The organism is Fenollaria sp. C0166D3, from assembly GCF_056590255.1.
The window spans coordinates 116459-140252 of record NZ_JBWPVU010000003.1; the positions used below are offsets into that span (position 1 = coordinate 116459).

General features: G+C 35.0%; 21 protein-coding genes, 4 tRNA genes and 1 pseudogene. 1 reads left to right on the forward strand and 25 read right to left on the reverse strand.

Annotated elements, in window-relative coordinates; genetic code table 11:
- The 9 genes and pseudogenes from AC1EJ0_RS02970 to AC1EJ0_RS03010 form a co-directional block, all read right to left on the reverse strand.
- Entirely contained in the window at nucleotides 1-2145 is a 2145-nt protein-coding gene (locus AC1EJ0_RS02970; protein WP_480023173.1) for a RelA/SpoT family protein, read from the reverse strand.
- Between the two features lie 4 nt (nucleotides 2146-2149).
- Nucleotides 2150-3901 (reverse strand): single-stranded-DNA-specific exonuclease RecJ, encoded by a 1752-nt coding sequence (gene recJ / locus AC1EJ0_RS02975; RefSeq protein WP_480023172.1) that lies wholly within the window; start codon nucleotides 3899-3901, stop codon nucleotides 2150-2152.
- A gap of 227 nt (nucleotides 3902-4128) precedes the next feature.
- Nucleotides 4129-5493, reverse strand: coding sequence for an ABC transporter ATP-binding protein (locus AC1EJ0_RS02980; protein ID WP_480023171.1), 1365 nt, complete (start codon nucleotides 5491-5493; stop codon nucleotides 4129-4131).
- Complete coding sequence (locus AC1EJ0_RS02985; protein ID WP_480023170.1) at nucleotides 5487-6176, reverse strand: energy-coupling factor transporter transmembrane component T family protein; 690 nt, start codon at nucleotides 6174-6176, stop codon at nucleotides 5487-5489. Before AC1EJ0_RS02985 ends, AC1EJ0_RS02980 begins: the two co-directional genes overlap by 7 nt.
- Nucleotides 6176-6757 carry an MptD family putative ECF transporter S component gene (locus AC1EJ0_RS02990; protein WP_480023169.1) on the reverse strand — a complete coding sequence of 194 codons (582 nt, stop codon included), beginning with the start codon at nucleotides 6755-6757 and terminating at the stop codon, nucleotides 6176-6178. Before AC1EJ0_RS02990 ends, AC1EJ0_RS02985 begins: the two co-directional genes overlap by 1 nt.
- Before the next feature lie 60 nt (nucleotides 6758-6817).
- Nucleotides 6818-7693: an MATE family efflux transporter gene (locus AC1EJ0_RS02995; protein WP_480023975.1), complete on the reverse strand. Its 876-nt coding sequence runs from the start codon at nucleotides 7691-7693 to the stop codon at nucleotides 6818-6820.
- A pseudogene (locus AC1EJ0_RS03000) lies at nucleotides 7667-8160 on the reverse strand (MATE family efflux transporter); the annotation flags it as partial. The gene AC1EJ0_RS02995 and the pseudogene AC1EJ0_RS03000, both read right to left, overlap by 27 nt.
- 11 nt (nucleotides 8161-8171) lie before the next feature.
- Nucleotides 8172-9893: an ABC transporter ATP-binding protein gene (locus AC1EJ0_RS03005; RefSeq protein WP_480023168.1), complete on the reverse strand. Its 1722-nt coding sequence runs from the start codon at nucleotides 9891-9893 to the stop codon at nucleotides 8172-8174.
- Entirely contained in the window at nucleotides 9877-11631 is a 1755-nt protein-coding gene (locus tag AC1EJ0_RS03010) for an ABC transporter ATP-binding protein (protein WP_480023167.1), read from the reverse strand. Before AC1EJ0_RS03010 ends, AC1EJ0_RS03005 begins: the two co-directional genes overlap by 17 nt.
- 159 nt (nucleotides 11632-11790) lie before the next feature.
- Here AC1EJ0_RS03010 and AC1EJ0_RS03015 point away from each other — a divergent pair, with 159 nt between their 5' ends.
- Nucleotides 11791-12786: a helix-turn-helix domain-containing protein gene (locus AC1EJ0_RS03015; RefSeq protein WP_480023974.1), complete on the forward strand. Its 996-nt coding sequence runs from the start codon at nucleotides 11791-11793 to the stop codon at nucleotides 12784-12786.
- Nucleotides 12787-12903: 117 nt separating this feature from the next.
- On the opposite strand, the gene AC1EJ0_RS03020 is transcribed toward AC1EJ0_RS03015, so the two are convergent.
- The 16 genes from AC1EJ0_RS03020 to cobJ all read right to left on the reverse strand — a co-directional run bounded on the left by AC1EJ0_RS03020 (nucleotide 12904) and on the right by cobJ (nucleotide 23794).
- Entirely contained in the window at nucleotides 12904-13929 is a 1026-nt protein-coding gene (locus AC1EJ0_RS03020; RefSeq protein ID WP_480023165.1) for a C40 family peptidase, read from the reverse strand.
- A gap of 131 nt (nucleotides 13930-14060) precedes the next feature.
- Nucleotides 14061-15992 (reverse strand): threonine--tRNA ligase, encoded by a 1932-nt coding sequence (thrS, locus tag AC1EJ0_RS03025; RefSeq protein WP_480023164.1) that lies wholly within the window; start codon nucleotides 15990-15992, stop codon nucleotides 14061-14063.
- Nucleotides 15993-16284: 292 nt separating this feature from the next.
- Nucleotides 16285-16360, reverse strand: a tRNA-Arg gene (locus AC1EJ0_RS03030).
- 121 nt (nucleotides 16361-16481) lie between these two features.
- A tRNA-Leu gene (locus AC1EJ0_RS03035) sits at nucleotides 16482-16565 on the reverse strand.
- A 4-nt stretch (nucleotides 16566-16569) separates the two neighbouring features.
- Nucleotides 16570-16646, reverse strand: a tRNA-Lys gene (locus AC1EJ0_RS03040).
- 18 nt (nucleotides 16647-16664) lie between these two features.
- Nucleotides 16665-16741 (reverse strand) — tRNA-His (locus AC1EJ0_RS03045).
- 232 nt (nucleotides 16742-16973) lie between these two features.
- The gene (locus AC1EJ0_RS03050) at nucleotides 16974-17852 is read right to left on the reverse strand and encodes a DMT family transporter (RefSeq protein WP_480023163.1); all 879 of its coding nucleotides are present in this window, start codon (nucleotides 17850-17852) and stop codon (nucleotides 16974-16976) included.
- Complete coding sequence (locus AC1EJ0_RS03055) at nucleotides 17852-18433, reverse strand: hypothetical protein (protein WP_480023162.1); 582 nt, start codon at nucleotides 18431-18433, stop codon at nucleotides 17852-17854. The genes AC1EJ0_RS03050 and AC1EJ0_RS03055 overlap by 1 nt, the downstream gene beginning before the upstream one ends.
- Nucleotides 18434-18557: 124 nt before the next feature.
- The gene (locus tag AC1EJ0_RS03060; protein WP_480023161.1) at nucleotides 18558-19436 is read right to left on the reverse strand and encodes an S-layer homology domain-containing protein; all 879 of its coding nucleotides are present in this window, start codon (nucleotides 19434-19436) and stop codon (nucleotides 18558-18560) included.
- The gene (locus AC1EJ0_RS03065; RefSeq protein WP_480023160.1) at nucleotides 19436-20215 is read right to left on the reverse strand and encodes a TraX family protein; all 780 of its coding nucleotides are present in this window, start codon (nucleotides 20213-20215) and stop codon (nucleotides 19436-19438) included. The genes AC1EJ0_RS03060 and AC1EJ0_RS03065 overlap by 1 nt, the downstream gene beginning before the upstream one ends.
- A 1-nt stretch (nucleotide 20216) precedes the next feature.
- Entirely contained in the window at nucleotides 20217-20789 is a 573-nt protein-coding gene (locus tag AC1EJ0_RS03070; protein WP_480023159.1) for a histidine phosphatase family protein, read from the reverse strand.
- Nucleotides 20790-20797: 8 nt separating this feature from the next.
- Nucleotides 20798-21517, reverse strand: a complete 720-nt coding sequence (cobS, locus tag AC1EJ0_RS03075) for an adenosylcobinamide-GDP ribazoletransferase (protein ID WP_480023158.1) — start codon at nucleotides 21515-21517, stop codon at nucleotides 20798-20800.
- Complete coding sequence (gene cobU / locus AC1EJ0_RS03080) at nucleotides 21514-22047, reverse strand: bifunctional adenosylcobinamide kinase/adenosylcobinamide-phosphate guanylyltransferase (protein WP_480023157.1); 534 nt, start codon at nucleotides 22045-22047, stop codon at nucleotides 21514-21516. The genes cobS and cobU overlap by 4 nt, the downstream gene beginning before the upstream one ends.
- Nucleotides 22040-22336, reverse strand: a complete 297-nt coding sequence (locus AC1EJ0_RS03085; RefSeq protein ID WP_294795847.1) for a cysteine-rich small domain-containing protein — start codon at nucleotides 22334-22336, stop codon at nucleotides 22040-22042. Before AC1EJ0_RS03085 ends, cobU begins: the two co-directional genes overlap by 8 nt.
- Nucleotides 22320-23078, reverse strand: a complete 759-nt coding sequence (gene cobK, locus AC1EJ0_RS03090) for a precorrin-6A reductase (RefSeq protein ID WP_480023156.1) — start codon at nucleotides 23076-23078, stop codon at nucleotides 22320-22322. Before cobK ends, AC1EJ0_RS03085 begins: the two co-directional genes overlap by 17 nt.
- Nucleotides 23075-23794 (reverse strand): precorrin-3B C(17)-methyltransferase, encoded by a 720-nt coding sequence (cobJ, locus tag AC1EJ0_RS03095; RefSeq protein ID WP_480023155.1) that lies wholly within the window; start codon nucleotides 23792-23794, stop codon nucleotides 23075-23077. The genes cobK and cobJ overlap by 4 nt, the downstream gene beginning before the upstream one ends.

A 23794-nucleotide genomic window follows, 5' to 3' on the forward strand; every position in this document is an offset into this window, starting at 1 on the left:
CTATGACCTGTACACATCCAAAACGCCGTTTATAGTCTTAAGCTTTTGTATCATCTTGTCAAGCTCATCCTTTCCCAATACTTCAAATGTTAAGTATATGAATATATCGCTGATGGTATTGCTCTTCGCGCTAAGTGATTGTATACCAACATTTGCTTCTTTCGCCATAGCAGTTATCTCTGAAAGTATTCCTGTCCTGTCAACCGCTCTAATTGTAACGTTTGCAAGGAACTTTTCACTCGATGCGGCATCCCATTCTGCCTCAAGGCATCTGTCTGAGTCTAAGAAATTGGCAATGTTTGTGCAGTCCTTCCTGTGTATAGAAACACCATAGCCTCTAGTAACAAAACCGATGATTTCATCGCCAGGCACTGGGTTACAGCACTTGGCAAACTTTATCTTCATGCCTTCAAGGCCATCGATCTTAACGCCTGTAGCATCTTTCTTCGATGAAGAGCTCTTTAGGTAATCGTCCTCGTTCTTTGTAAGACCAATATTTTCTATAGCATTTTTAATATTTAAAATCTTATTAATAACTAGTTTTTCTTTAAAATTGCCATAGCCAATTGATGCAAACAAATCACTAATAGAGTTAAGTGAAAGCTCTTTTGCTAATTTATTATAAATCTTTTCATTATCAAGAATATTTGTATCAAGACCAAGCTTTTTCGCCTCTCTGTCAAATAGCTCCTTGCCCTTCTCTATGCTGATGTCTTTTTCTTTAGACTTGAACCATTGTTTAATCTTTTGTTTAGCTCTTGGGCTCTTTACAAATTTTAACCAGTCTCTACTTGGACCAGAAGCTGATTTTTGCGTGATAATCTCAACTATATTACCATTCTTAAGCTTATAGTTTAGTGGGACTATCCTTGAGTCAACTTTGGCTCCAACACAAGTGTTACCAACGCCTGTGTGTACCCTATAGGCAAAGTCGACCGGAGTCGAACCTTCTGGAAGGTCGACAACATCACCATTAGGCGTAAAAACAAAGACCTCGTCATCGAAAAAGTCTATCTTTAACGTATCAATAAACTCTTTTGGATCCTTTAAGTCTTTTTGCCACTCAAGTAATTGCCTTAACCAGTCAAGCTTGTTATCAACGTCCTTGCCTTGAGCCTTGCCGCCCTTATATTTCCAATGCGCAGCAATACCGTATTCAGCCACTTCATGCATTTCATAAGTCCTAATCTGTATCTCGAATATCTCACCAGTGTCAGAAATAACAGTTGTGTGCAAGGATTGATACATGTTTGGCTTAGGCATAGCTATGTAGTCTTTGAATCTGCCTGGAAGTGGCTTCCACATGGAGTGCACTATACCTAAAACAGCGTAGCAGTCCTTAACCGTGTCGACAAGTATCCTCACGGCAATTAAATCATATATACTCTCAAAGCTCTTGTTCTTGCCATTCATCTTCTTGTATATGCTGTAGAAATTCTTCGGTCTACCGCTTATATCGTAGTGAAGCTCTTGCTTATCAAGCTCAGTTGATATAGCCTTTATAATCTCATTGATCTCTTTCTCGCGCTCGCTCCTCTTCTTGTTGATCTTTTCAACCAAGTCGTAGTAGCCTTCTGGATCAAGATACCTTAAAGATAAATCTTCAAGCTCCCACTTAATCTTGAAAATTCCGAGCCTGCCAGCAAGTGGCGCATATATCTCTATAGTTTCCTTAGCCTTTTGCTTTTGCTTTTCTTCGTTCATATACTCAAGCGTACGAAGATTATGTAGTCTATCTGCAAGTTTTACAATTATGACTCTGATATCATTATTCATAGCAAGAATCATCTTTCTAAGGTTTTCCGCTTGAAAATCTTCAGAGCTCTTGTAATTTAATTTATTTAATTTAGTTACGCCATCGACAATATTTGCAATGTCCTCTGAGAACATGTTCTTTACATCATCATAAGTCGCAGGCGTATCCTCAACCACGTCATGAAGAAGCGCCGCTATGATGGTCTCGACGTCCATATCTAGGTCAGCGAGTATGATAGCGACATTGACAGGGTGCATTATATAAGGCTCGCCAGACTTTCTCTTTTGATCCTTATGCATCGCCTTAGCGTATTCATAAGCCTTCATAACAAAGGCAACTTCATCTTCGGTCATGTATTTTTCAATAATTTTAATTAAATCTTCTATCATAAGCTCACCTCCTAAATCTAAAGTGCTTAATATTTATTTCAAGATTCTTATTATTCATGTACTCATTAATCCTAAGATTGTAGCAAATGTCCATAATTATCTCCTTGCCACTTGCTAAATCCTTGTATATATCAGAGTTAAACTGATCTTCGTAGTCTTTTTTAAGTTCATCTTCCTTGTAGAATAGTATAGCCATCATTATATTATCAAGCTTAGTTCTGAATTTTAGCTTTATTACGCTGCGATTCTGTCCAAAAACGCTTATGTCCTTTAAAACAAGATCTTTATCTGCAAATAGTACAGCAGGGTTCTTCTCTCCAAATGGTTTTAACTTTTCAATTGTGTCATAAGTCGAAAATTTTTGAAAATCAATTGGATAAAAGGCATCGATATATATCTTTTCTATCTTATCTTCGTCTGTCAGAGTCGAATTTTCATTTAAAAATCTGACAAAATCGTCATAATTATCAAGCTTAAGCTCTAAGCCCGCCGCCAGTTTATGTCCGCCAAAGCTATTTAAAAGCTCCTTCGCCTTGTTTAGCTCATCGAAGATATTGTATTCTTCGATTGATCTTGCCGAGCCATATAGGACGCCATCTTCTTCGTATAAGGCTATGGCTGGTTTGTAGTACCTTTCCTTAAGCCTTCCAGCGACAATACCCGCGACGCTTCTTTCTATATCTTTGGATTTAACTATGATTATGTCCTTGTCCTCAAAAGCCTCATCCGCTTCTATCTCTTTTATTGCCACATCGTAGCCAAGCTCTGTCAAATCTTTTCTCTCTTGATTAAGAGCGTATAATTCCTTGCAAATGGCAATTATACTATCGTCATCACAAGACTCAAAGGCCGCAATTGCATGGTTTGCATTACTTAACCTGCCTATTGCGTTGACAGATGGTCCCAAAATAAAGCCAATATGAAAAACATTTATCTCTTTATCAACTTTTAACTCGTTCTTCAAGTGATAGAATACCTTGGCTGGTCTTGAGTTCATTAGCTCTAGACCTCTCTTTACAAGGTCACGGTTTTCATCAAGTAGCGGCATGATGTCTGTTATAGTCGCAAAAGCTGCATACTGAATAATTTCATCAATTAAATCAGGATTAAAGTCGTAGTCTTTGCTAATATATGTAATTAATTTAAAAGCGACAAAGGCACCGCATATCTCCTTGAATGGATAGGATGATTTTTCAACTTTTGGGTCAATTATTGCATCTGCTTCAACAGAAATCTCTTTGCCATCTTCAATTTTAGGTAAATGGTGGTCGGTAACAATGACTTTGATGCCATTATCCTTAGCATATTTCACTGCTTCAAAGGCTGATACACCATTGTCACAAGTGATTATGACTGCTACATCATCTTTAATGCAGCCATCAACTATACGCTTATTGATGCCGTAGCCATCCGCCTTTCTGTCAGGCACTTCAAAACTAGCCTCTGCCCCGAAGGACTTAAGACTTCTAAGTAAAAGCGTAGTAGACATGATGCCGTCCGAATCATAGTCACCAACGACTCTAATCTTCTTGTGATTATCTATAGCGTCCTTAATAATTTCGCGCGCCACATCCATATCTGGAAGGCCATCAGTTCTGTAAATCTTTGTGTAATCATCGTTTAAGTAGTCAATGACTTCATCAGCATCGACAACGCCTCTATTACAAAGAACTTTTGCTAGTAGATCATCCTTTACTATGCTCTTAACCGCTGAATAATTCTCAGCATTTCTGTTTTTCAAAAACCATTTTTGCATACAATAACCCCATTATCTATATTAAGTTATTATATCATAAATTGCTTAATATTAAAAGCATTTTTTATAAAGTAAATCAATATAAAAAAGTAATATACAAAATCTTAAAGTTTTGAATATTAGTCCGTGATAAATAAGTACTCAATTCTGTGATAAAAAGAAAAGGCCTAGATATAATCTAGACCATTCTAAAAAGATTGCAGTGTTAAATTTTTATATTGACTTTTTTATAATTCATAAACTTCATCAGCTACTTCATTTAAAAATTCTATGTCATGTGAAACGATAAAAATTATTTTATCCATAGATTTATATTTTTTAATCAGTTCAGATATTTTTATCATATTGGAATAATCCATGCCACTAGTTGGTTCGTCATAATAAACGAAAGTTGAGTCTTTGCACATAACAGATGCGATTGCAAGTCTTTGCTTTTGTCCTCCTGATAAACTCATTGGGTGTCTTTCAATAAATTCGTCCAGGCCTAAATCTTTTAAAATGATTTTTGCCTTTTCTTCATCAAAAATCTTTACACCTAAACTAAGCTCTTTGAATACTTCATCTGTAAATAATTGATGATTTACGTCTTGCATAACAAGTGAAGAGTTTTTCAGTCTTTCTTTTTTAGATAATTTCTCGCCTTTAAAATAAATTTCTTCTTTTGATTTTTTCTCAAGACCAATTAAACATCTTAAGAGAGTTGACTTTCCTTGTCCATTAGATCCTATTATGCCATATATTTTACCAAGCTTGAACGAAATATCTTTTAAGCTTAAACATTCATCATCAGTAAATTTATAGCTAAGATTTTTTATCTGATACTCTCCACCGCCTTTTAAATACGGAACTTCTAATTTACTTAATTCTTTATCTCTTAAGCTTAAAGCATTCAAATCATTTTTGTCTAGCTTTAAAAATTCACTTCTAGTATAAGTTTTTTTAATTTTGCCTTTATCTATTAAAAATACACGGTCAACTATGTCCATCAAATAATAAATTCTATGCTCAGCTACAATTATGCTTATGCCCTTTTCTTTTAGTATCTTTAGCATCTTTGTCAAAACATCTATGCTTTTAATATCCAAATTTGATGATGGCTCATCCATAACTATTATCTTTGTGCCTGCTATATAAGAAGCGGCAATGCAAAGTATTTGTTTTTCACCGCCGGATAGATTAAATATATTTCTGTTCAAAAGATTTTTTATCTGAAATATTTCAAGCATATCACTTAAACGCTTGTCCATCTCTTCCCTTGCAAGACCAATATTTTCCAAATAAAATAATAATTCTAATGTCGTATTAACATTAAAGAAATATGTCTTAGGATTTTGAAAAACAGTTGAGACAAGCATTGAGATTTGATAAAGTTCCAAATCTTTTATATTTTTGCCATCAATAATTATTTCGCCCTTTGTCTTTGCGTTGTCATACCTTACAGCTAGTCCGTTGATAGAATTTATTAAAGATGACTTACCGCTTCCGCTTTTTCCTGTAAATAACACACACTCTCCCTCGGCTATGGATAGTGATATATCATCTATTATATGTTCTTTGCCATAATCAAGGCTTAAATTTTTTATTTCTACCATATTAAGCCTCCCACAATAAGTCCAGCAATTACTAAAACATAGACAAAGTCAATTAACTGTATCTTTACACTGATATATCTGGTCTTGGCAATTGGATTTTCTATTGCCTTTGTTTCTGCCGCTTTAGCAATGTCATCTGCAATGTTTGAAGATATAATTAGTAGCGGCACTGAAACGTATTCAAGATATTTGATTGGATTTTTAAAATTTATACCTCTTACCTTCATAGCCATCTTAATGTTTTTCTTCTCTTCTTTAAAAGATGGAAAGAACCTAAACATAACCGCAATAGGTATGGATAGATTTTTTGAAATTTTAAGCTTATCCATCGATGAAATTATTGCACCTACATCAGAGGTCTTTATCATGAAGCTTGCCGCCATAAATGGTAAAAAGAACATTCTAATCGCTAGAGGTAGACTTAAAAACATTTTAAGTATGGGATTTAATTTAGATAGCAGCGCAATGTTAGGTAAAGAATATAGCACTGTGCATAAAATTAGCCATTTAAATAGTGTTTTTTTGTATCCATTTAAATAAAATAAAATGCCAATAAGAAAAACAATCGCTAACTCAAAACGGATATTTATGCTATTCAGAACAGTTAGACCCGTGATGAATACAACTAATATCTTACTAATGGGGTTTGGATTAAAGGGAGCATTTGAAGAAAAGTTAGGCATTATACAATGCCTGCTTTTTCAAAGTGTTTTTTCAATATAGCCTTTCCTATATATGCTCCAATTATTCCTCCTAGGAAAGCACCTAAGGCTACTAAAGCCATGTGAGGATAAGTTATTAGTTTTTCTAAGGTTGCTGCATAATCATCCCCATACATCTTACACATTTCAATATATTTTTCTTTAGCTAAAAGCATTTGCATTAAGTCTCCACAAATCCATGTGCTAAATACTGCATAAGAAAGCATATTGTATTTAAATGAATTATAATTACCAATCTTTCTAATTAACTCAGCTATTATCATTACAATCAATGAAAACAATGGCAATACATAAGTAGCTCCAAAAGCGAACTGCACAAGTGGTGATATCATGCCGAATATAAATAATGCCCATGGTTTTTGAACTTTAGCCATAAATAACATAACTACAGTTCCTGCAATTATGCCCAATACTGTTGGAATTATTAAAAACAATATTGGAATCATACCCATCATGCCAGTGACAAACATCAACACGTAGTAAATTACGGCAAAAACACCGATACTTACTAAATCTTTTACTTTTAATTTTTTATTATCCATTTTAAACCTCCTAATAAATAAATTCTTCTGCCATTTTTGTTTTTTCTCTTTATTTTATTTTTAATTTTTTACATTCATATTTGAAAGAGCCTTGGCTTGCATTGCTAAACCTACCATTATCATAGTAAAATCCACAACTGGTTCTGCCCACCAAACAGCCCCTGCTCCAAATATTCTTGGCAATATAAGTAAGGCTGGAACAAGTAGTATTAACTGCCTTAGCATTACAATCATTCCAGCTTTTTTCCCATCCCCAATCGCTTGGAAAAAAGTTATTGTCATAATCATAATTCCATAAAGAATAAATACTGAATAGAATATTCTGAAATTATTAACTCCGCTTGAAATTATATCCTGACTTACTTTAAATAAACCAAGTAACTGTTTTGAAAATACTTGTGCTGGTAACCAAAAAATTGCTGCAAGTACTGTTCCTCCTATAGAAAATATCTTCATAGTTTCCTTTACTCTATCGTATTGTTTTGCTCCAAAGTTTGTGCCAATAATCGGCTGTAACCCCTGACTCATTCCCCAAATTGGTATAAATGAAAACCCATAAAATCTCAAAGTTGCTGACATTAATATTGCGTTTGGATCTCCACCATATTTAAAAGCTTGTTTATAAAGTAATGTTTGTTGAACCATGAAAAATACTTGCATGATCATAGCTGATACTCCTACTCCAAACATTTCCTTTGATATATCTTTTTCTTTTTTTATTTTCCCTATTTTTACATTTTCACTTTTATTCTTAAAATAATAAAGAGTAATGACAGCTTGAATTATTTGTGCTGTTACAGTGGCTATAGCTGCTCCCTCAATGGCATAATCACCCATTAATTTCATTAGTATTGGATCAAGAGCTATATTGATAAAGGCACCAAGTCCCATAATAGTCATTGCTCTTTTCATAAGACCTTCACCACGCATTACCATATTAGCTGACTGGGTAAAGTTTACAAATATTGAACCTATAAATATTACTCTTAAATATCTTATTCCTAATGCCTTTATTTCTCCTGTTGCTCCAACTAAATCTAAAAAATATGGTCCTAGAAGTATTCCTCCTATTGTTATAATCGTTGAAAAAAGATAACCCAATAGATAAGATTTCCCATAAGTTTGTCTATAGTATCATTATCACCTTTTCCCATGGCTCTTGATAAAATGGATGCCGAACCTATCCCTATAAGCGTTGCAATCCCATTATTAAAAAATGTAAGTGGCATAGCTATTGAGCAAGCCGCCATAGCATTCTCACCAATTATTTGTCCAGCAAATATTCCATCCATAAGTGGATATAGGCCTATAACTACCATCCCAATTACTGCTGGTATAGATAATTGAAACATTAAAGACAATGGCTTCTTGGTTAACAACTGTTTTTTCATGTTTTGTTTCATTTTTAATCGCCTCAATAAATAAATTCTTCTGCCATTTTTGTTTTTTCTATTAAATTCTTGTAAACTTTTGATTTTTGTAAAAGCTCATCATGTTTGCCTTCACTCTCTACTCTTCCGTTTTCAAGAACTACTATCTTATCCGCATTTTCTACGGATTTCATTCTGTGTGAAATGATGACAACAGTTTTATCTTTAATTAAATTATTTAAAGACTCTTGAATTTTTTTCTCGTTGTCAACATCAAGACTTGCTGCTATCTCATCTAATATTAGTATAGGTGCATCTTTTAAGAAGGCTCTGGCTATTGATAGCCTTTGTCTTTCTCCCCCTGATAGCTCAGCTCCGTTCTCACCGATAACTGTATCGAAACCCTTATCCATTTTTTCTATAAAATCTGTGCAATTCGCAAGTTTTGCTGCTCTTTTAACTTCTTCGTCGCTTGCTTCTTGCTTTCCAAGCCTAATATTTTCCATGACGCTTTGATTAAAGAGAACCACATCTTGGAAAACTATTGATACCTTGTCAAAAAGTGATTCTGTTGATATTTCTTTTATATCTTTGCCATCGATTAAGATTTGTCCCTCGTCGTAATCATAAAGTCTTGATATAAGTTTCAAGATGGTTGTTTTACCGCAGCCGCTTGCGCCTACTAAGGCAGTGACCTCTCCCTGCTTAGCTTTAAAGCTTACTCCATTTAAAACTTTTGCGTCTTTGTTATAAGCAAATTCAACATCTTTTAGATCAATATCAAATTTTTTTAAATTATAGTCTTCGCCCTCTTGTAATTCTTGATTTTGAATTTCTTTTAATCTTTCAATTTTAGGCGATAAATAAAATATCTCCATCATGCCCTTTTTAGATGCATCAAGAGCATCCTTTATCTTCATAGCCGCTAGTAAATAACCTACAAGGTAGAGAGAGCTTATTTCTTTATTAATAATTAGATTTACGCCAACGAATATTACAACAGCAAGGGAAATAAAGCTAAATATTGAAGATATGGACATTATTAAGATGTTTGCAATTTCTGCTTTTAAGTGTACTTTTTCACTTTTATCCATTTTTTCATATAGCTTATCTTTCATTTCCTCTGATAAGCCATAGGCTTTGATCTCCATTTGCATCTCAATATTTTCTTGAAAGCTTTCTGAGTTTTCTCTTAAGACCTTATAATATTCTTTCTCTCCCTTAACTGAATGTTTTTTAGATAGCGGTATAAATATAAAGCTTAGAACCGTTGGTATAATTACAGCTAAACCCATCTTGACATTGCTCACTAGCATCATGATGGATATTAGTGGGAAGAAAAGTACCATGCCGCCGACTTTTGGTATTGAGTGGCTCATTGCATGCTCTATTCCTTCAATGTCAGCCATGATTGTTTGCGCTAGGTCTGAAATATCATGTTTAGAAAAGTATGATAGAGGTAGTTTTGATAAATTTTCCGCTGTTCTAATTCTTAAGTCTGCACTTTCTTGATATGTTGTGCTATATAATTTATCGTATTCGATAGAAAGCAAAATATACATTGCTATCAAGGTCAAAACTGAGAATACTATATAAAAGCCCTTGCTTTCACCAATATTTTCCAAAACTTCTTGTGCAAAAATCATTAGTAATATAGCAGGAAGCATGTTTATACAATAAACGAAAAATGAAGCCAGTGTTGCTTTACTTAAATTTCTCGCTCCTTTATCTGTAAGAGCAAATCTTTTTTTATAAAACTCCTTCATTTGAAACCCTCCATTCATTCGCACTGTTAAACATTTCTTGCAATCTCTTATATTTTGTATCACTTGACATTAATTCTTTGTCAGAACCTCTTTCTATAATTTTTCCACTATCCATTACAATAACTTCATCAAGGTCTTTAATTGTAGATAGTCTGTGTGCAATCATGATAACTGTTTTATCCTTCATCAGATTTTTAAAAGCTTTTTGCAATTCAAACTCGTTATCTGGGTCAATAGACGCCGATGCTTCATCCATAATAATAATTTTGGAATCCTTTAAAATTGCTCTAGCAATTGCAATTCTCTGTTTTTCTCCACCAGATAAATAAACTCCTTTTGAACCTATGATAGTATTTTCTCTTTCTGGGAATTTGTCTAGTATCAAATCGCATCCTGCTAATTTTAAAGCTTTCATAACGTCATCTCTCGTCGCTTCTTTATTAGCCAAAGCGACGTTATCATAAATACTTTTCTTGAATAATTTTGAATCTTGAAAAACAAAGGAAATGGCTTTAATTAAGGCTTCGTCAGAGTATTCACTTATTGCTATGCCGCCTATCTTTATCAATCCTTTATTAACATTGTAAAAGCCTGATATAAGTTTTGCTACTGTTGATTTACCTGATCCAGATGAACCGACTAATGCATAGGACTTTCCTTCTTCTAATTTAAAGGATAAATTTTCAATGACGGCTTTATCGTTATAAGCAAAGCTTACATTGTCAAATTCAATATTATAGTTTTTAAAATTATTGACATTGCCATGCACTAATTTGTCTTTTTGCATATCATTGTAAAGTGCCTCTAAAGTATCTACTGCATAATTGCCTTGAGAAATATACATAGCGTACCACATCATCCTCATAAATGAAACAAAGAGAACTCCTGATAAAAATAAAATCATGATTAGCTCAAGTAAAATCACCTTGGCGCTGCCTAAGCTAGTCATAAAATAAACTATAGGAATAATTAAAATTGCAATCAGTCCAAAAAATAACCACTGATACCAAACATACGGCTTTTTACAAGATAGTGAATAATCATAAGCGTATTTTGAGTAATCTTTTATAGCCTTATAAAAACTTTTAAATGACTCAACATTTGCTCTAAATATCTTTACAACTTGCATTCCTCTTACGTATTCAACAGTTTCAGCGCTTAGTTTAGATAAGGCTTCTTGGTATATCTGCATAAATTTTTGCTCGCCCATCATTGCCCCCAAAATTAAGCCTCCGATTATTGTAAGAGCAAGTAAAGTGATACCAACTCTTATACTTACTATAAAGCCGAGTGCTAGTACTAGTATAGGTGTAACTATTGCCTGAGAGCTATCGGGTATCATGTGAGCTACAACTGCATGAGTTTGCGCGGCGTTGTCATCTATGATCTTTCTTATTTGACCAGATGGATTTAAGTCAAAGAACCTAAAACTTGCTTTCTCTAAGCCGTCTATCCCTCTTTTTCTTAAATTTGTTTCAAGCCTAAATCCCAAGATGTGTGAAAACGTTCCTGAAACAAAATAAAATATTGCCCCACTTGTTAGTGTGATGACAGATTTTAACGCTATGCTCTCTGCACCAGATAAATCTGAATTAATTATTAAATTATCCAGAAATTTGTAGATTAAATAAAATCCATATACCGTAAGCACAGCAGATATAGCAGAAAAAACTATAGCCAAAGCCCCAAGATATTTTTTATCCTGTACATAAGCAAATAGTTTTTTGTAAATCTTCATAATATTATCTCCCTTCTTTGATATTCCTTTTAGATAAAATTTTCTTTGCTAGCAAATATTATCCTTGCTTTTTTATTATACATCAGGTATAATTAGTAATGCAATAGCCGCGGCTAACTAAGTCTATTAGGAATATTGTCTAAAAAGGATAGGTGTATTATGAGATATTATGATTTTGTAAAAGATTATATGAAAGTGGATGAATGTAAAAACAATAAGAAGTACTCAAGTGCAGGCCACACTTTTTGTTGGAATAAAGATAACTTAACTTATGCAGAAGGCCTGTATTGGTTTTATGAAGGAGAAGGCTTCATTATCGATATACATGATTTTTATATTAAAGAAGAAGTAATTCAAAATAGTACCTATAGCATGGCAGACTATATATCAATTTACACAAGCTACATAGTTAGCGCAAATGGAGAAAAATTTAATCCATATCAAACACTTACAGCAAACTCATTATGTACTTTTGATTTTGATAATATACGAGATGATTTTGTTTTTTTATTGCATGAGAATTGTTGTTATCTTGCTGTTTCCATTGGTTTTAAAAAAGAGCTAATAGAAAAACATCTAGCATCTATTAACATTAATCCAGAATTATTTTATTCAGCTTTACTTCAACCGAATCAAATAATTCTTACAAAATCCTTAGAAAAAGTAGCGATGGAAATATTAAATTGTAAGATGGATGCCCCCGCCGCTGATTTTTTCTTTAAAGCTAAAGCAAATGAATGGGTAAGCATTGTAATAGATACCTACCTAAATAGAAAAAAGTATAAAATTGAAATTGATGATGATAAAGCGCTTGAAGATGTCGCTAGATTTTTAGAAGATCATTTCGCAACGAATGTAAATCAAGGTACTCTTGAAAAAATATCTAAAATGAGTGGAACTAAACTAAAAAATCTATTCAAAGAGAAATATGGTCAAAGTATTACAGAGTATACTCAGAGAAAAAGAATGAATGTGGCTGAAACACTTCTACTAAACACAGGGCTGCCTATAAAAGAGATAGCAGAATCTGTTGGATACACATCTGCAAGCAAATTTTCAATTTATTACAAAAGATATAAGGGAAAACTTCCTAGTGAGGTGCGAAATACAAGTTATAATCATGATAGTTTAAGATGTGATCACTGTGACAAATAAAGTATTTTATAAAAGAGAAAAGGCCTAGATTAAATCTAGGCCTTTTAAATGAAATACTTGCAAAGACATTGCGTCATTGACATGAAAAAGAGCTCCAAAATAGGAGCTCAATATAAACTATTTAATTACTCTTCTTGCTGCAACAAACTTATCTAAGTAGTATCCAAAATTAATATCGGATATTACAACGCTCATCATCTTTCCGCTTGATGCGTGAACCATCTTACCGTCGCCTATATATAGACCTGCGTGTGATATGCCTTTGCCGTAAGTGTTGAATAAAAGTATATCGCCTGGTAATAGGTTTTCTTTTTCAACAGGCACTCCACATGAAACAAGTGCTGATGATGATCTTGAAACATTTATGTTTAAAACGTTCTTATAGCAATAGTAAACTAAGCCCGAACAGTCAAAGCTGTCTGGACCAGCTGTTGCGTATACGTATGGCTTGCCTATTTGCGCTTTGGCAAATTCTACAAGGCCCATAACATCTTTGCGTCCAGCGTAAGCTGATCTATCTACGCTTTCTGCTTCTTCTTTTATTTCACTTAAGGAAATGTCATTCTTATGTGCTAGGAATGTGTTAGTGCCATCACTTAATGTGTATGTCTTACCATCATAGCTAAGTATATTAACCTTATCATTCTTCTTTAGTGCAAGTGTTTTATCTCCAGACTTAAGTGTCTTGTTTACCTTTGAGTATGCTTCTGTAGTAGTCGTTTCTTTAATATTTTCCAAGTCTTTAATTTCTACAAAACCAACTCTCATCTTTGAATCTGAAAATATAGATCCATCTGTACCAGTATGTAGAAGCTCGACAATTTCTCCAGGCATTAAGTAATCAAAAGGAGCTACGCCTTGTGAAGCTGATATGCCTGTGAATGAAACTACTCTATACTTATTAGTATCTTTTTGTGTCACAATAAGTGCATCCTTCGCAAGCTTAACAGCCTTGCCGCTTTTACTAACTGTATATGAGTCTTTATCTTCATTTATTATGTTAACAATTTCTTTATCGTCAAATTTTACATTGTCTTTGCTAACGAAAGGTTTAACCATAACGCCGTAGTCTTTAAATCCGATCAGTGATATTAGGAATAAAGAAACTAGCAAGACGCATGATCTGTGATTTGAATTCTTCATTTGCATTACCTCCCTTAGGTAATAGTTATTTTATACTAAATCAGAAAAAAAATCAAGGGTTTTATAAAAATTCCCTTGATTCTTAAATAAATTATTCTATTTTTTCTTAATTTTCATACTTTAGTAGTATGTTATTTTTCTTCTTTCTTAATTATTTCTTTATTATCAATTTCTTTTCTGATTCTAGCCATAAAGTCTTCTAGTGACACTTTCCCTTGGTCGCCCAGATCCCTATGTCTAATAGTAACTGTCTTTGTACTTGCTTCTTCTTCACCTATTATTAGCATGTACTCAACTTTTTCTACTTGTGCTTCTCTTATCTTCTTGCCAATCTTTTCATTTCTGTCGTCAAGAACGGCTCTATATCCATTTGCTTTTAGCTCGTCGTAAACTGATTTTGCGTAGTCATTGAACTTTTCTGATATTGATAATATCTTCACTTGAACTGGCGCAAGCCATAGTGGGAACTTGCCGATAAATTTTTCGATAAGCGCTCCTAAGAATCTTTCTAATGAGCCAAATAAAGCTCTGTGAAGCATAACTGGTCTCTTCTTTTCGCCGTTTTCATCGATATATGTTAAATCGAAGTTAATTGGCATTTGGAAATCTAGTTGTATAGTTCCGCATTGCCAAGTTCTGCCGATAGCGTCCTCTAAGTGGAAGTCAATCTTTGGTCCATAGAAAGCGCCGTCACCTTCGTTGATAGTGTATTCAATGCCTCTCTTTTCAAGTGCTGACTTAAGCGCCGCTTCAGCTATATCCCAAGTTTCTATCTCGCCCATGAAGTCATCTGGTCTTGTTGATAGCTCAACTGTGTATTTAAAATCGAAAGTGCTGTATAAGTAGTCAGCTAGGTCTATCATCTTAAATACTTCGTCTTCAACTTGTGATGGCAAGCAATATACGTGAGCATCGTCTTGAGTAAATGTTCTTACTCTGAATAGTCCATGTAATGTACCAGAAAGTTCGTGTCTGTGTACTTGACCAAACTCAGAAAGTCTTATTGGAAGCTCTTTGTATGAGTGTTGGCTGTTTGCGTAAACTATAGTTGAGCCTGGGCAGTTCATTGGCTTGATTGCATAATCTTGATCATCTATCTTAGTAAAATACATATTTTCTTTATAGTGATCCCAGTGACCGCTTCTGTGCCATAGGTCTTCATTTAAGATGATAGGTGTTAAAATTTCGCCATAACCATTCTTAGCTAAAACGTCTCTCCACCATGATAAAAGCTCGTTTCTAACAACCATTCCGTTTGGATGGAAGAATGGGAATCCTGGTCCTTCGTCATGCATGCTGAATAGATCCATCTCTTTGCCAATCTTTCTGTGGTCTCTAAGCTTTGCTTCTTCAAGTCTTGCTAAATGCTCATCAAGCATCTTCTTCTTAGGGAAGGATACAGCATAAATTCTTTGAAGCATTTCATTGTGCTCGTCGCCTCTCCAATAAGCGCCTGCAATTGAAAGTAGTTTAAAAGCTTTAATCTTTGAGATGTCATAAAGGTGAGGTCCTTTGCATAGGTCAACGAAGTCACCTAATTTATAAAATGATATGTGAGCATCCTCTGGAAGGTCTTCGATTAATTCAACCTTATATTTTTCGCCAAGTTTCTTGAAGTGCTCAATCGCTTCATTTCTAGGCATTTCATATCTTTCAAGAACGCCGCCTTCTTTAACTATGCTAGACATTTCTTTTTCTATCTTTTCAAAATCTTCAGGAACAAATCTATGTTCTGTATCGAAGTCATAGTAGAAACCATCATCAATTGATGGACCTATAGCGAACTTAACGTCCTTATATAATCTTTGTATTGCGTAAGCCATAAGATGGGCTGATGTATGCCAGAATATAGCCTTGCCTTCCTTGTCTTCAAACTTAACGAATTTTACTTTACTATCTTCTTCAAGTATCTCTTGTAGACCCATAGTTGTACCATTGACAACTGCTCCTAAAACATCTCTTAATAATACTTCTGATATGTCCTTACACACATCATAAAGCTTTATTCCTTTTTCATACTCTCTACTTGAGCCATCAGGTAGTGTTACAATAATCTTTGACATTTTTACCTCCTATAATATCTTCATGGTGAAATAAAAAAAGCCCACCATCCCTCAAGGGACGATGAGACCGTGGTTCCACCCTAATTACTTCTTTCTAGAGCTATAACGTGCTCCACTCCGTGATTCCTTTCGGATCCGATTCAAGGTTAGTCTTCATATAAGTGCTTATAGGAAAATCACAGCCAGCATTCCCTCTCTTGATAAGCTTAAGTATACTACTCTTCCTCTCATTATCTTTAAATATTAATTTATTATATACTATCACAAAGACTTTGCTTTGTCAAGAATTTTTTGGCGCATCTAAAAGGAGTCGAACCTTTGGCCTGCCGATCCGGAGTCGGCCGCTCTATCCACTGAGCTATAGATGCAAATAGTTATTAATCATCTTTATGTTAATAGCCTTGTTTATAGTAATGGTTTTGCGATGATTATTTCAATGGATTAGTAAAAGAATTTATGTATAAAAAAAAGAAGTGCGAACACTTCTTTTGGTGCGGGAAAGAGGACTTGAACCCCCACGTCGTTGACACTAGATCCTAAGTCTAGCGCGTCTGCCAATTCCGCCACTCCCGCATATTGGTGATCCATCCGCGACTCGAACGCGGGACACCCTGATTAAAAGTCAGGTGCTCTGGCCGGCTGAGCTAATGGACCAAATTTTTAAAAAAATTATGGGGTGGATAATGAGATTCGAACTCATGACCTCCAGAGCCACAATCTGGCGCCCTAACCAACTAGGCTATACCCACCATATCTCTGGAATTAAGATCACTTACTATCTTCGGCCAAAGTAGTTAGCTCTCTTAACAACTACTTTGCCATTATAACAAATAAAAGAAAGCTTGTCAAGACTTTTTTAAAATTTTCTTAACTTTTCTTTAATTTCTTTTATTTAGGTCTTAGTAAGTGCCTAATCTCATCAAGCACTCGTTAATTATACATCTATTACGTCTCTTTGTCAATAGTTTTTTTAAAAATTCTTTACTTTTTTTTAATTTCAAAACGTCCTAGGTTTTTTTGATTATATAAGAATAGTATTAGCGCTGACATTAAAATTAAAACTATGCCTATATATTCTATAGGTTCAATCTTGTCTCTAAAAATTATAAAGCCAAGTATCGCTGAGAAAATAACTGATGTGTAGTTATATATACTTACCTCGCCCGCTGGTGCATATAGATATGCAATTGTTAATAAATATTGACCTAAGCCTCCAAACACGCCTATTAGAACTAACCATAACCAATCAATTGGAAGTGGGTTCTTATATGTTAGTACTAGTGGTACAATTAAGCAAGCACATGTAACTGCACCAAAAGCAAGCATAATTCTATATGGGTTCTCAGTTTTTCCAAGCGAGCCTATTATAGTATATGCTCCTGCTGCGAAAATTGCTGAGAATATGCCTGATAGTGCTGGAATTAGATTGTAATTACCCGATGGATTTGTTACTAAGTAGGCTCCAATAAAAGCAACGACTAGAGACATGATATGAAATCTTGTTAATTTTTCATTTAAGAATATCGCCGCAAATATCATTACAAAGAAAGGTGAACTCTTTTGTAAAATAGCTGCATTTGCTGTTGGCAAATTCTTTGTCGCATAAAAATACATAACTGCACCGAATAAACCTAAAAAGCCTCTAAAAAATAGAGCAACTCTATGTTCTTTTACAGGAACTAGACTTTCTCCATGTTTTTTAAGCATTACAATGCTAAATATTGACAATAAGAAATTTCTAAAAACAACTTGTAAAAATATGCTTACACCTTCTGATGTAAGTTTAACAGCTATCTGCATTAGTGAAAATGCTAATGCAGAAGCTATCATACATAATATACCCTTGGTTTTATCTTTCATTATTTAAATACAACCTCCATTATTTCTTTATCTAAGTCTAGGCTGCCGTCTTCTTTAAGCTTCATGCTGAAGTCCTTAGTATTGTCACCATTCTTAATAGTGAAAACAAATTTTTCAAGATCCGCATCTGATATAGCTAGCTTAAGTCCAAACTTCTTACCTAATGTAAATGATTCGCCATCTCCCTCAGAGTCCTTTTCCTTGATTATTAAATCAGTCTTGTCTTCCTTAGGTATGATTAAATATTCTTTTGCATCGTCATTTTCACTAAGAAGTAGTTCTTTTACATTGTATGCAGCGAATAAATCTTCTTTATCGTTGTTATTAGTGATGTTTGCTATAGCAAGTAGCTCGCCATCTTTAAAGTCATCAAAGTACTTGATATTAACTTTATCCTTCATATCGCCACTTTCTTCTGGTGTTTCTTCTTCAGCTTTCTTATCGTCAGCCGTATCTTTTTCTTCAGTTTTTTCTGTGCTAGCAGTTTCAGTTTTCTTTTCAGCATCTTTGTTAGCAGGTGCTGAGCAAGCCACGCTTAATAGTGAAAGTGCTAGTAGTAGTGCAATTAGTATCTTTTTCATAATAACCTCCATAAATTGATATCAATAAATATTATACACTTGATGATTGCAATTGTCAACACGTGATATAAGCTATAGCTGCTATAAAAAACTGCCGAGCCATTGCTCAGCAGTCGCTATATAGTTAAATTAATCTAAGTACTGTTACTAGTACTTCTTGTCTAGTCATGTTCTTCTTTGGATTAAATCTTTGCTTGTTATCGCCAAGAAGCAGACCCTTCTTAACAACGCTATCGATTGAAGCAAGAGCCCATTCGCTCGCGTCATTATAAGTAAGTTTATTCTCAAACTTATCCTCAAACTTAATCACGTTCGTAAGCTTATCCAAAATCACGGCTACTTCTTCCCTCGTAATCTTTCTGTCTGGACCAAATGTTTTCGCCTCGTTGTATGTCAGTAGCTTTAATTTATATGCCTTCTTCACGGCAATGGACGACGTATCGCTCACTACTTCATTCTCATAGTCTTTGATGGTCTTCTTATACTCTATGGCCTTGATTAGCGCCTCAACAAATTCTAGTCTGCTAGTAGCCGCCTTCATGTCCTCTCTCATGGACTCAGTTACTAGTCCAAGACTATCTGCCTTGTGTATGAAGTCAACCGCCCATGCATCATAGTTCTTTGCGTTAAGCGTGTGCTTGAATACAATCACATTTGAAAAATCTCCCTTAACCGCGTTTACTATAGGTCTAAGCCTAATCTCAAAGCTTTCTGAAAACTTTATATCATCTTTAAATTTGTGCTCGTACTTGCGAGTTTTTTCGTTATAATTTAGAGTGATGAGATTGTCAAAGTCTTCGCTAAGCCATTTGCCTTTGTCTTTCTTGTAGTCAAGCTCTAAACTTAGATAAGGCTCAGTGCTATCGACTTCGATCTCGATTTTATTATCTTCAAATTTTGCTGCTTTTATGTTTATAGTTTTGCTAGCATCCTCTGCCATTAACTTAGGTGAAACTAAAGAAATTAGCATGGCTGCTAGAATTATAAGTATCGTCTTTCTCATTAAAATATTGCTATAGGGTTACTTGCTATATACATTCTCAAGAAGTAAATCAATAGTAAGTGAACTGGATAGAATGCATAGAAGAAGTATTTAAGACCCTTCCCCCTTTCTCCGTTGTATAAGTACATTAGTGCGAAGGCTGTCATTTGATAGTAAAAGCCATAGAAGTAGCGTGTTGACATGCCGACCATTAAGTTTTGGAACTTATTAAATCTCACAAAGTACATAAGTATAATTAGCATAACGCCAAACATGTCATAGTCAGTCCTTAAGTACTTCGCTGCGAATATACAAGCGATAGTGCCAATTATTCTTATTAGCGGCTGATTGGCAAACTTTTCTATGATGATAAGTGCTGCCAAGCCTAAAAATAAAGTATAGAATACGTTTTGATAGTTTGGATCAAAGACTGTGTTTGAACTCACTAGGTCAAATGGCACTTCTGATATAAATGCAAAGATGAGTAGTCTTAGCGCGTACTTCATTCTGTTTCTTGTATGCATAAAGCCCTGTACTATAAAGAAACAGAATAATGGAAAGGCAATCCTGCCGATGACTATCCTGCCAAAAAACTCTAATTTTTCCATCATCGCGCTTGTTACGTAAGAGCCGCCAATGGTGATGTTTGATGCGCTAATTATATTTTGATACAAGCCTACTTCAAATATGCCGTAAACTAAGTGGTCAACAAGCATTGACAGTATTGCGATAAACTTAAGCTGTGTTTGATTAAGTCCCCAAGGTTTTTTCTTTTCTAATAGATTTGATTGTATATCCATTTTATACTCCAAAATTTATTTTATTGATGATAGGAAAGCCATCTATAACTTCAATTTCACATATCCTAGCGTTTTCTATCTTAAAATTGTAATAAGCTTCTACTTTGTCAACCGCTATCGAAAGCATAGTTCTGATAAAGCCTTCGTGTGAGATGACAACTATGTCCTCACCAAGTTCGACCTTTTCCTCGTAAAACTCTTTCGTGCGCTCCCTTAAATCAGTAAATGATTCGCCGCCAGGGAATTTAAATGTGAATGGCTCTTCAAAGCGCTTCTTTGTCTCTTCTGGATATATTCTTTCGAGCTCTTCGAAAGAATGTCCTTGAAAGTCGCCTAAATCTATCTCCCTAACTCTCTCATCTACTTCATATGACTTAACGCCAAGTAGCTCAGCCGTCTCTTGCGCTCTAAGTAAGTTTGATACAATGACTTTTTTGTCACTAATGTCAGCGTACTCGTCTCTTAAAGTCTTTACTTGAGCCTTGCCATTAGCCGATAGCTTCGTATCGACGCTTGACGTTATCATATTTAAATTGTCTTCAGACTCCCCATGCCTTATTAAATAAAATTTCATTTTGCCCCCTATTTTACAAATAAACTTATTGTTTCTGCTAATTCTACTGATGCGCCTATAGTATCTCCTGTCGCGCCATCTATCTTCTTAAGTGAAATTAAATACAAAAGCACAAATACTGTTGCTTCGATAAGTAAATACACTAAGACTTGATAATCAAATATGATGCTTGCGCATATCACAACTAAGTTCATGAAGTTGATAAGATACGTATTTCTGCTCTCCTTAAATGTCTTGAACAAAGTGCTGCTGTCCGCGCTCCTAAAGTAGATAAACGCATTCATCGCAATGGTCTTTGAGTAAATATATATAAATATGTAGTCCCATTTAAAACCTTGAACTGCAATATCTTTAAAAGCAAAAAATTTTGCCGCAAGTATAATGACTATGCTAATTACACCAAAGGTACCAACTGTAGAATCCTTCATTATGGCCTTCATCCTGTCCTTGCTTCTGTTTGATAAAAATGCGTCAGCCGTGTCAGATAGGCCGTCCATGTGCAAAGCGCCTGTTATGAGTAGATAAAAAATGATGTTTAAGAGAGCCACTAGGTCCATGGATATTTTATCGCGTAAGAATATTGTCGGAACAAAGGTAAATAGTCCTATAATCAGGCCAATAAAAGGAAAAAAGCAAAGCATTGCTCCTATATTTTTCTTATTAAAGTCAACGCCTATATTGATCGGCACCCTCGTCATGAATTGCAGTGCTAGTATTAGTCCCTTCACTTTATCTTCACTCCAATCGACGCGATGACGTAGTAAACCTCGTCCGCATTCTTCGCGATGTATTGATTGACTTTGCCATGCATATCTCTAAATAGCCTCGATAGTTTTGCTTCAGGCACAAGACCAGCGCCTAGTTCTGATGAGACTATGACGATATCGGCATCCATCTCTTTTACCCTTGTAAATAGCGTAGCCACTTCGTCTATCACAAGCTTTTCTACTAAAGATACATCTTCATCATCTATATCCCTAGCTCCTAAGTGATCAAAAAGTATATTCGTAAGCATATTTGTCACGTCATCAAGAAAATAGTACTTAGTCTTCATCTCTATGCTAGCAAAATCCTTATAAGCTTCTATAGTAGTCCACTTAGCATTGCGTCTTGCCTTGTGAAGAGCAATTCTATTTGCAAATTCTTTGTCAATGGCTTTAGCAGTAGCTATGTAAGTTACATCGTCTATACCCTTGTAGATATCTTCAGCAAACTCACTCTTGCCGCTTCTCGCTCCGCCTAGTACAAGCTTAATCATTGTCCTTGTTCATTTCTTTTTCAAGATTTTTAATGTATTCGTCTGCCTTTTTTTGATTGTACTCTCTAAACTTATTTACGATGTAGTCATAACCCTTTGGTCTATGAGGTATCAAGCAGTTTGAGCAGTCCTTAATGCCTGCTGTCATCTTGTAATTGCCTCCGCACTCTTCCATTAGATAAAGAGGGCAGTAACAGAACAAGCAGTTGAAATCCTCAGTGTTATCAACTTTATGACATGGCATGTAAGCGCATTTCTTGTTATTAAAAAATCTATAAGAATCTTCCATAATTAGCCTCCACATAATTAATTACTTCATCAATGCTATGTAAAGCATTTTCTTCTTCCCTTGTAATTATAACACAAATAATATTTGTTTGTAAACAAGCATCGAGTTTAGCGTCAGTTCCGCCGACCTTGCCGCTTTCTTTGCTCACCAAATATTTTATATCGTATCTCTTAATCAAAGCAATGTTCTCTTCAAGGGTGAATGGACCCATCTGAGCAACGATGTTTTTCATCTCTATATGATTATCGTCGCAAACCTTTATGCTCTCAGCGCTTGGTAGTACTCTATAGATAAATCTATTCTTGCCCCTTACTTTTTCAAAATCTTTTATCCTGTTCGAACCAGTTGTGAATAAAAAGTTCTCCTCTCTATCCTTGAGCGAGTCAATATACTTAAAAGCCGCCTCATACGATGGCACTCTAACTATATTATCTTTTTCTTCGTAGTCCAAAACGCTTCTCGCATAACGAAGATAACTTATATTCATCTCCTTAGCTGCCTCTGAAGCGTTCTTAGTTACTTCAACTGCAAATGGATGTGAAGCGTCTATAATCATGTCGATATCGTTTTTTTGAATAAAATCTTTAAAGCCATCCTTATTCATCCTGCCCATGATTAAATCCTTTGACGCATAAAGTTTTTTTCCGCTCTCAGTCGCGACCGAAAGAAATAAATCGTACTTACCTTTAAGTCTTTCGTATATCTCTTCGCCTTCGCTTGTGCCGCCTATGATCAGTATCATAGCTTGTATCCTCTAGGCGTAATGAACTTGCCATTCTTAATGTAGCTTTGGCTATTGCCAATGATGACAGTTGTGTTCATCTCGCAAAAATCATAATCAACATCATCAAGAGTACTTATCCTATAGTCCATGCCTTCTCTTAGAGCATTTTTAACCATGGCAATAGGTGTAGAGCCGTCTCTATACTCCCTAATTATATCGAGTGCTTCTTTTAAGTGGTCCACTCTCTTCTTGCTCTTTGGATTGTATAGAGCGATGACCATATCCGCATCGGCGCAGTTCCTTACCCTCTTAAGAATAAGATCCCAATCAGTAAGTAGGTCCGATAAACTAATTAGAGCTGTGTCATGCATTAGTGGCGCGCCAACAACGCTCGCTGACGAAAAAGCAGCGCTCACACCAGGAACTACCTCGATGCTTATACTTGGATCTATTTCATAAACAAGGCCCGCCATGCCATATAGACCTGAGTCCCCTGTTGAGATGATGGCAACAGTCTTGCCCTTATTGTACTCATCGATAGCGAGCTGACATCTTTCTTTTTCGCCTGTCATGCCAGTTTTGATGATCTCCTTGCCATCTATAAAGTCTTCTACATAAGCAAGATACTTTGTATAAGCAACAATTGTATCCGCTTCTTTAATCGCGTCTACCGCCTTAAAAGTCATATTCTCTTTTGATCCGGGTCCTATGCCCACAACATATAATTTATTCAT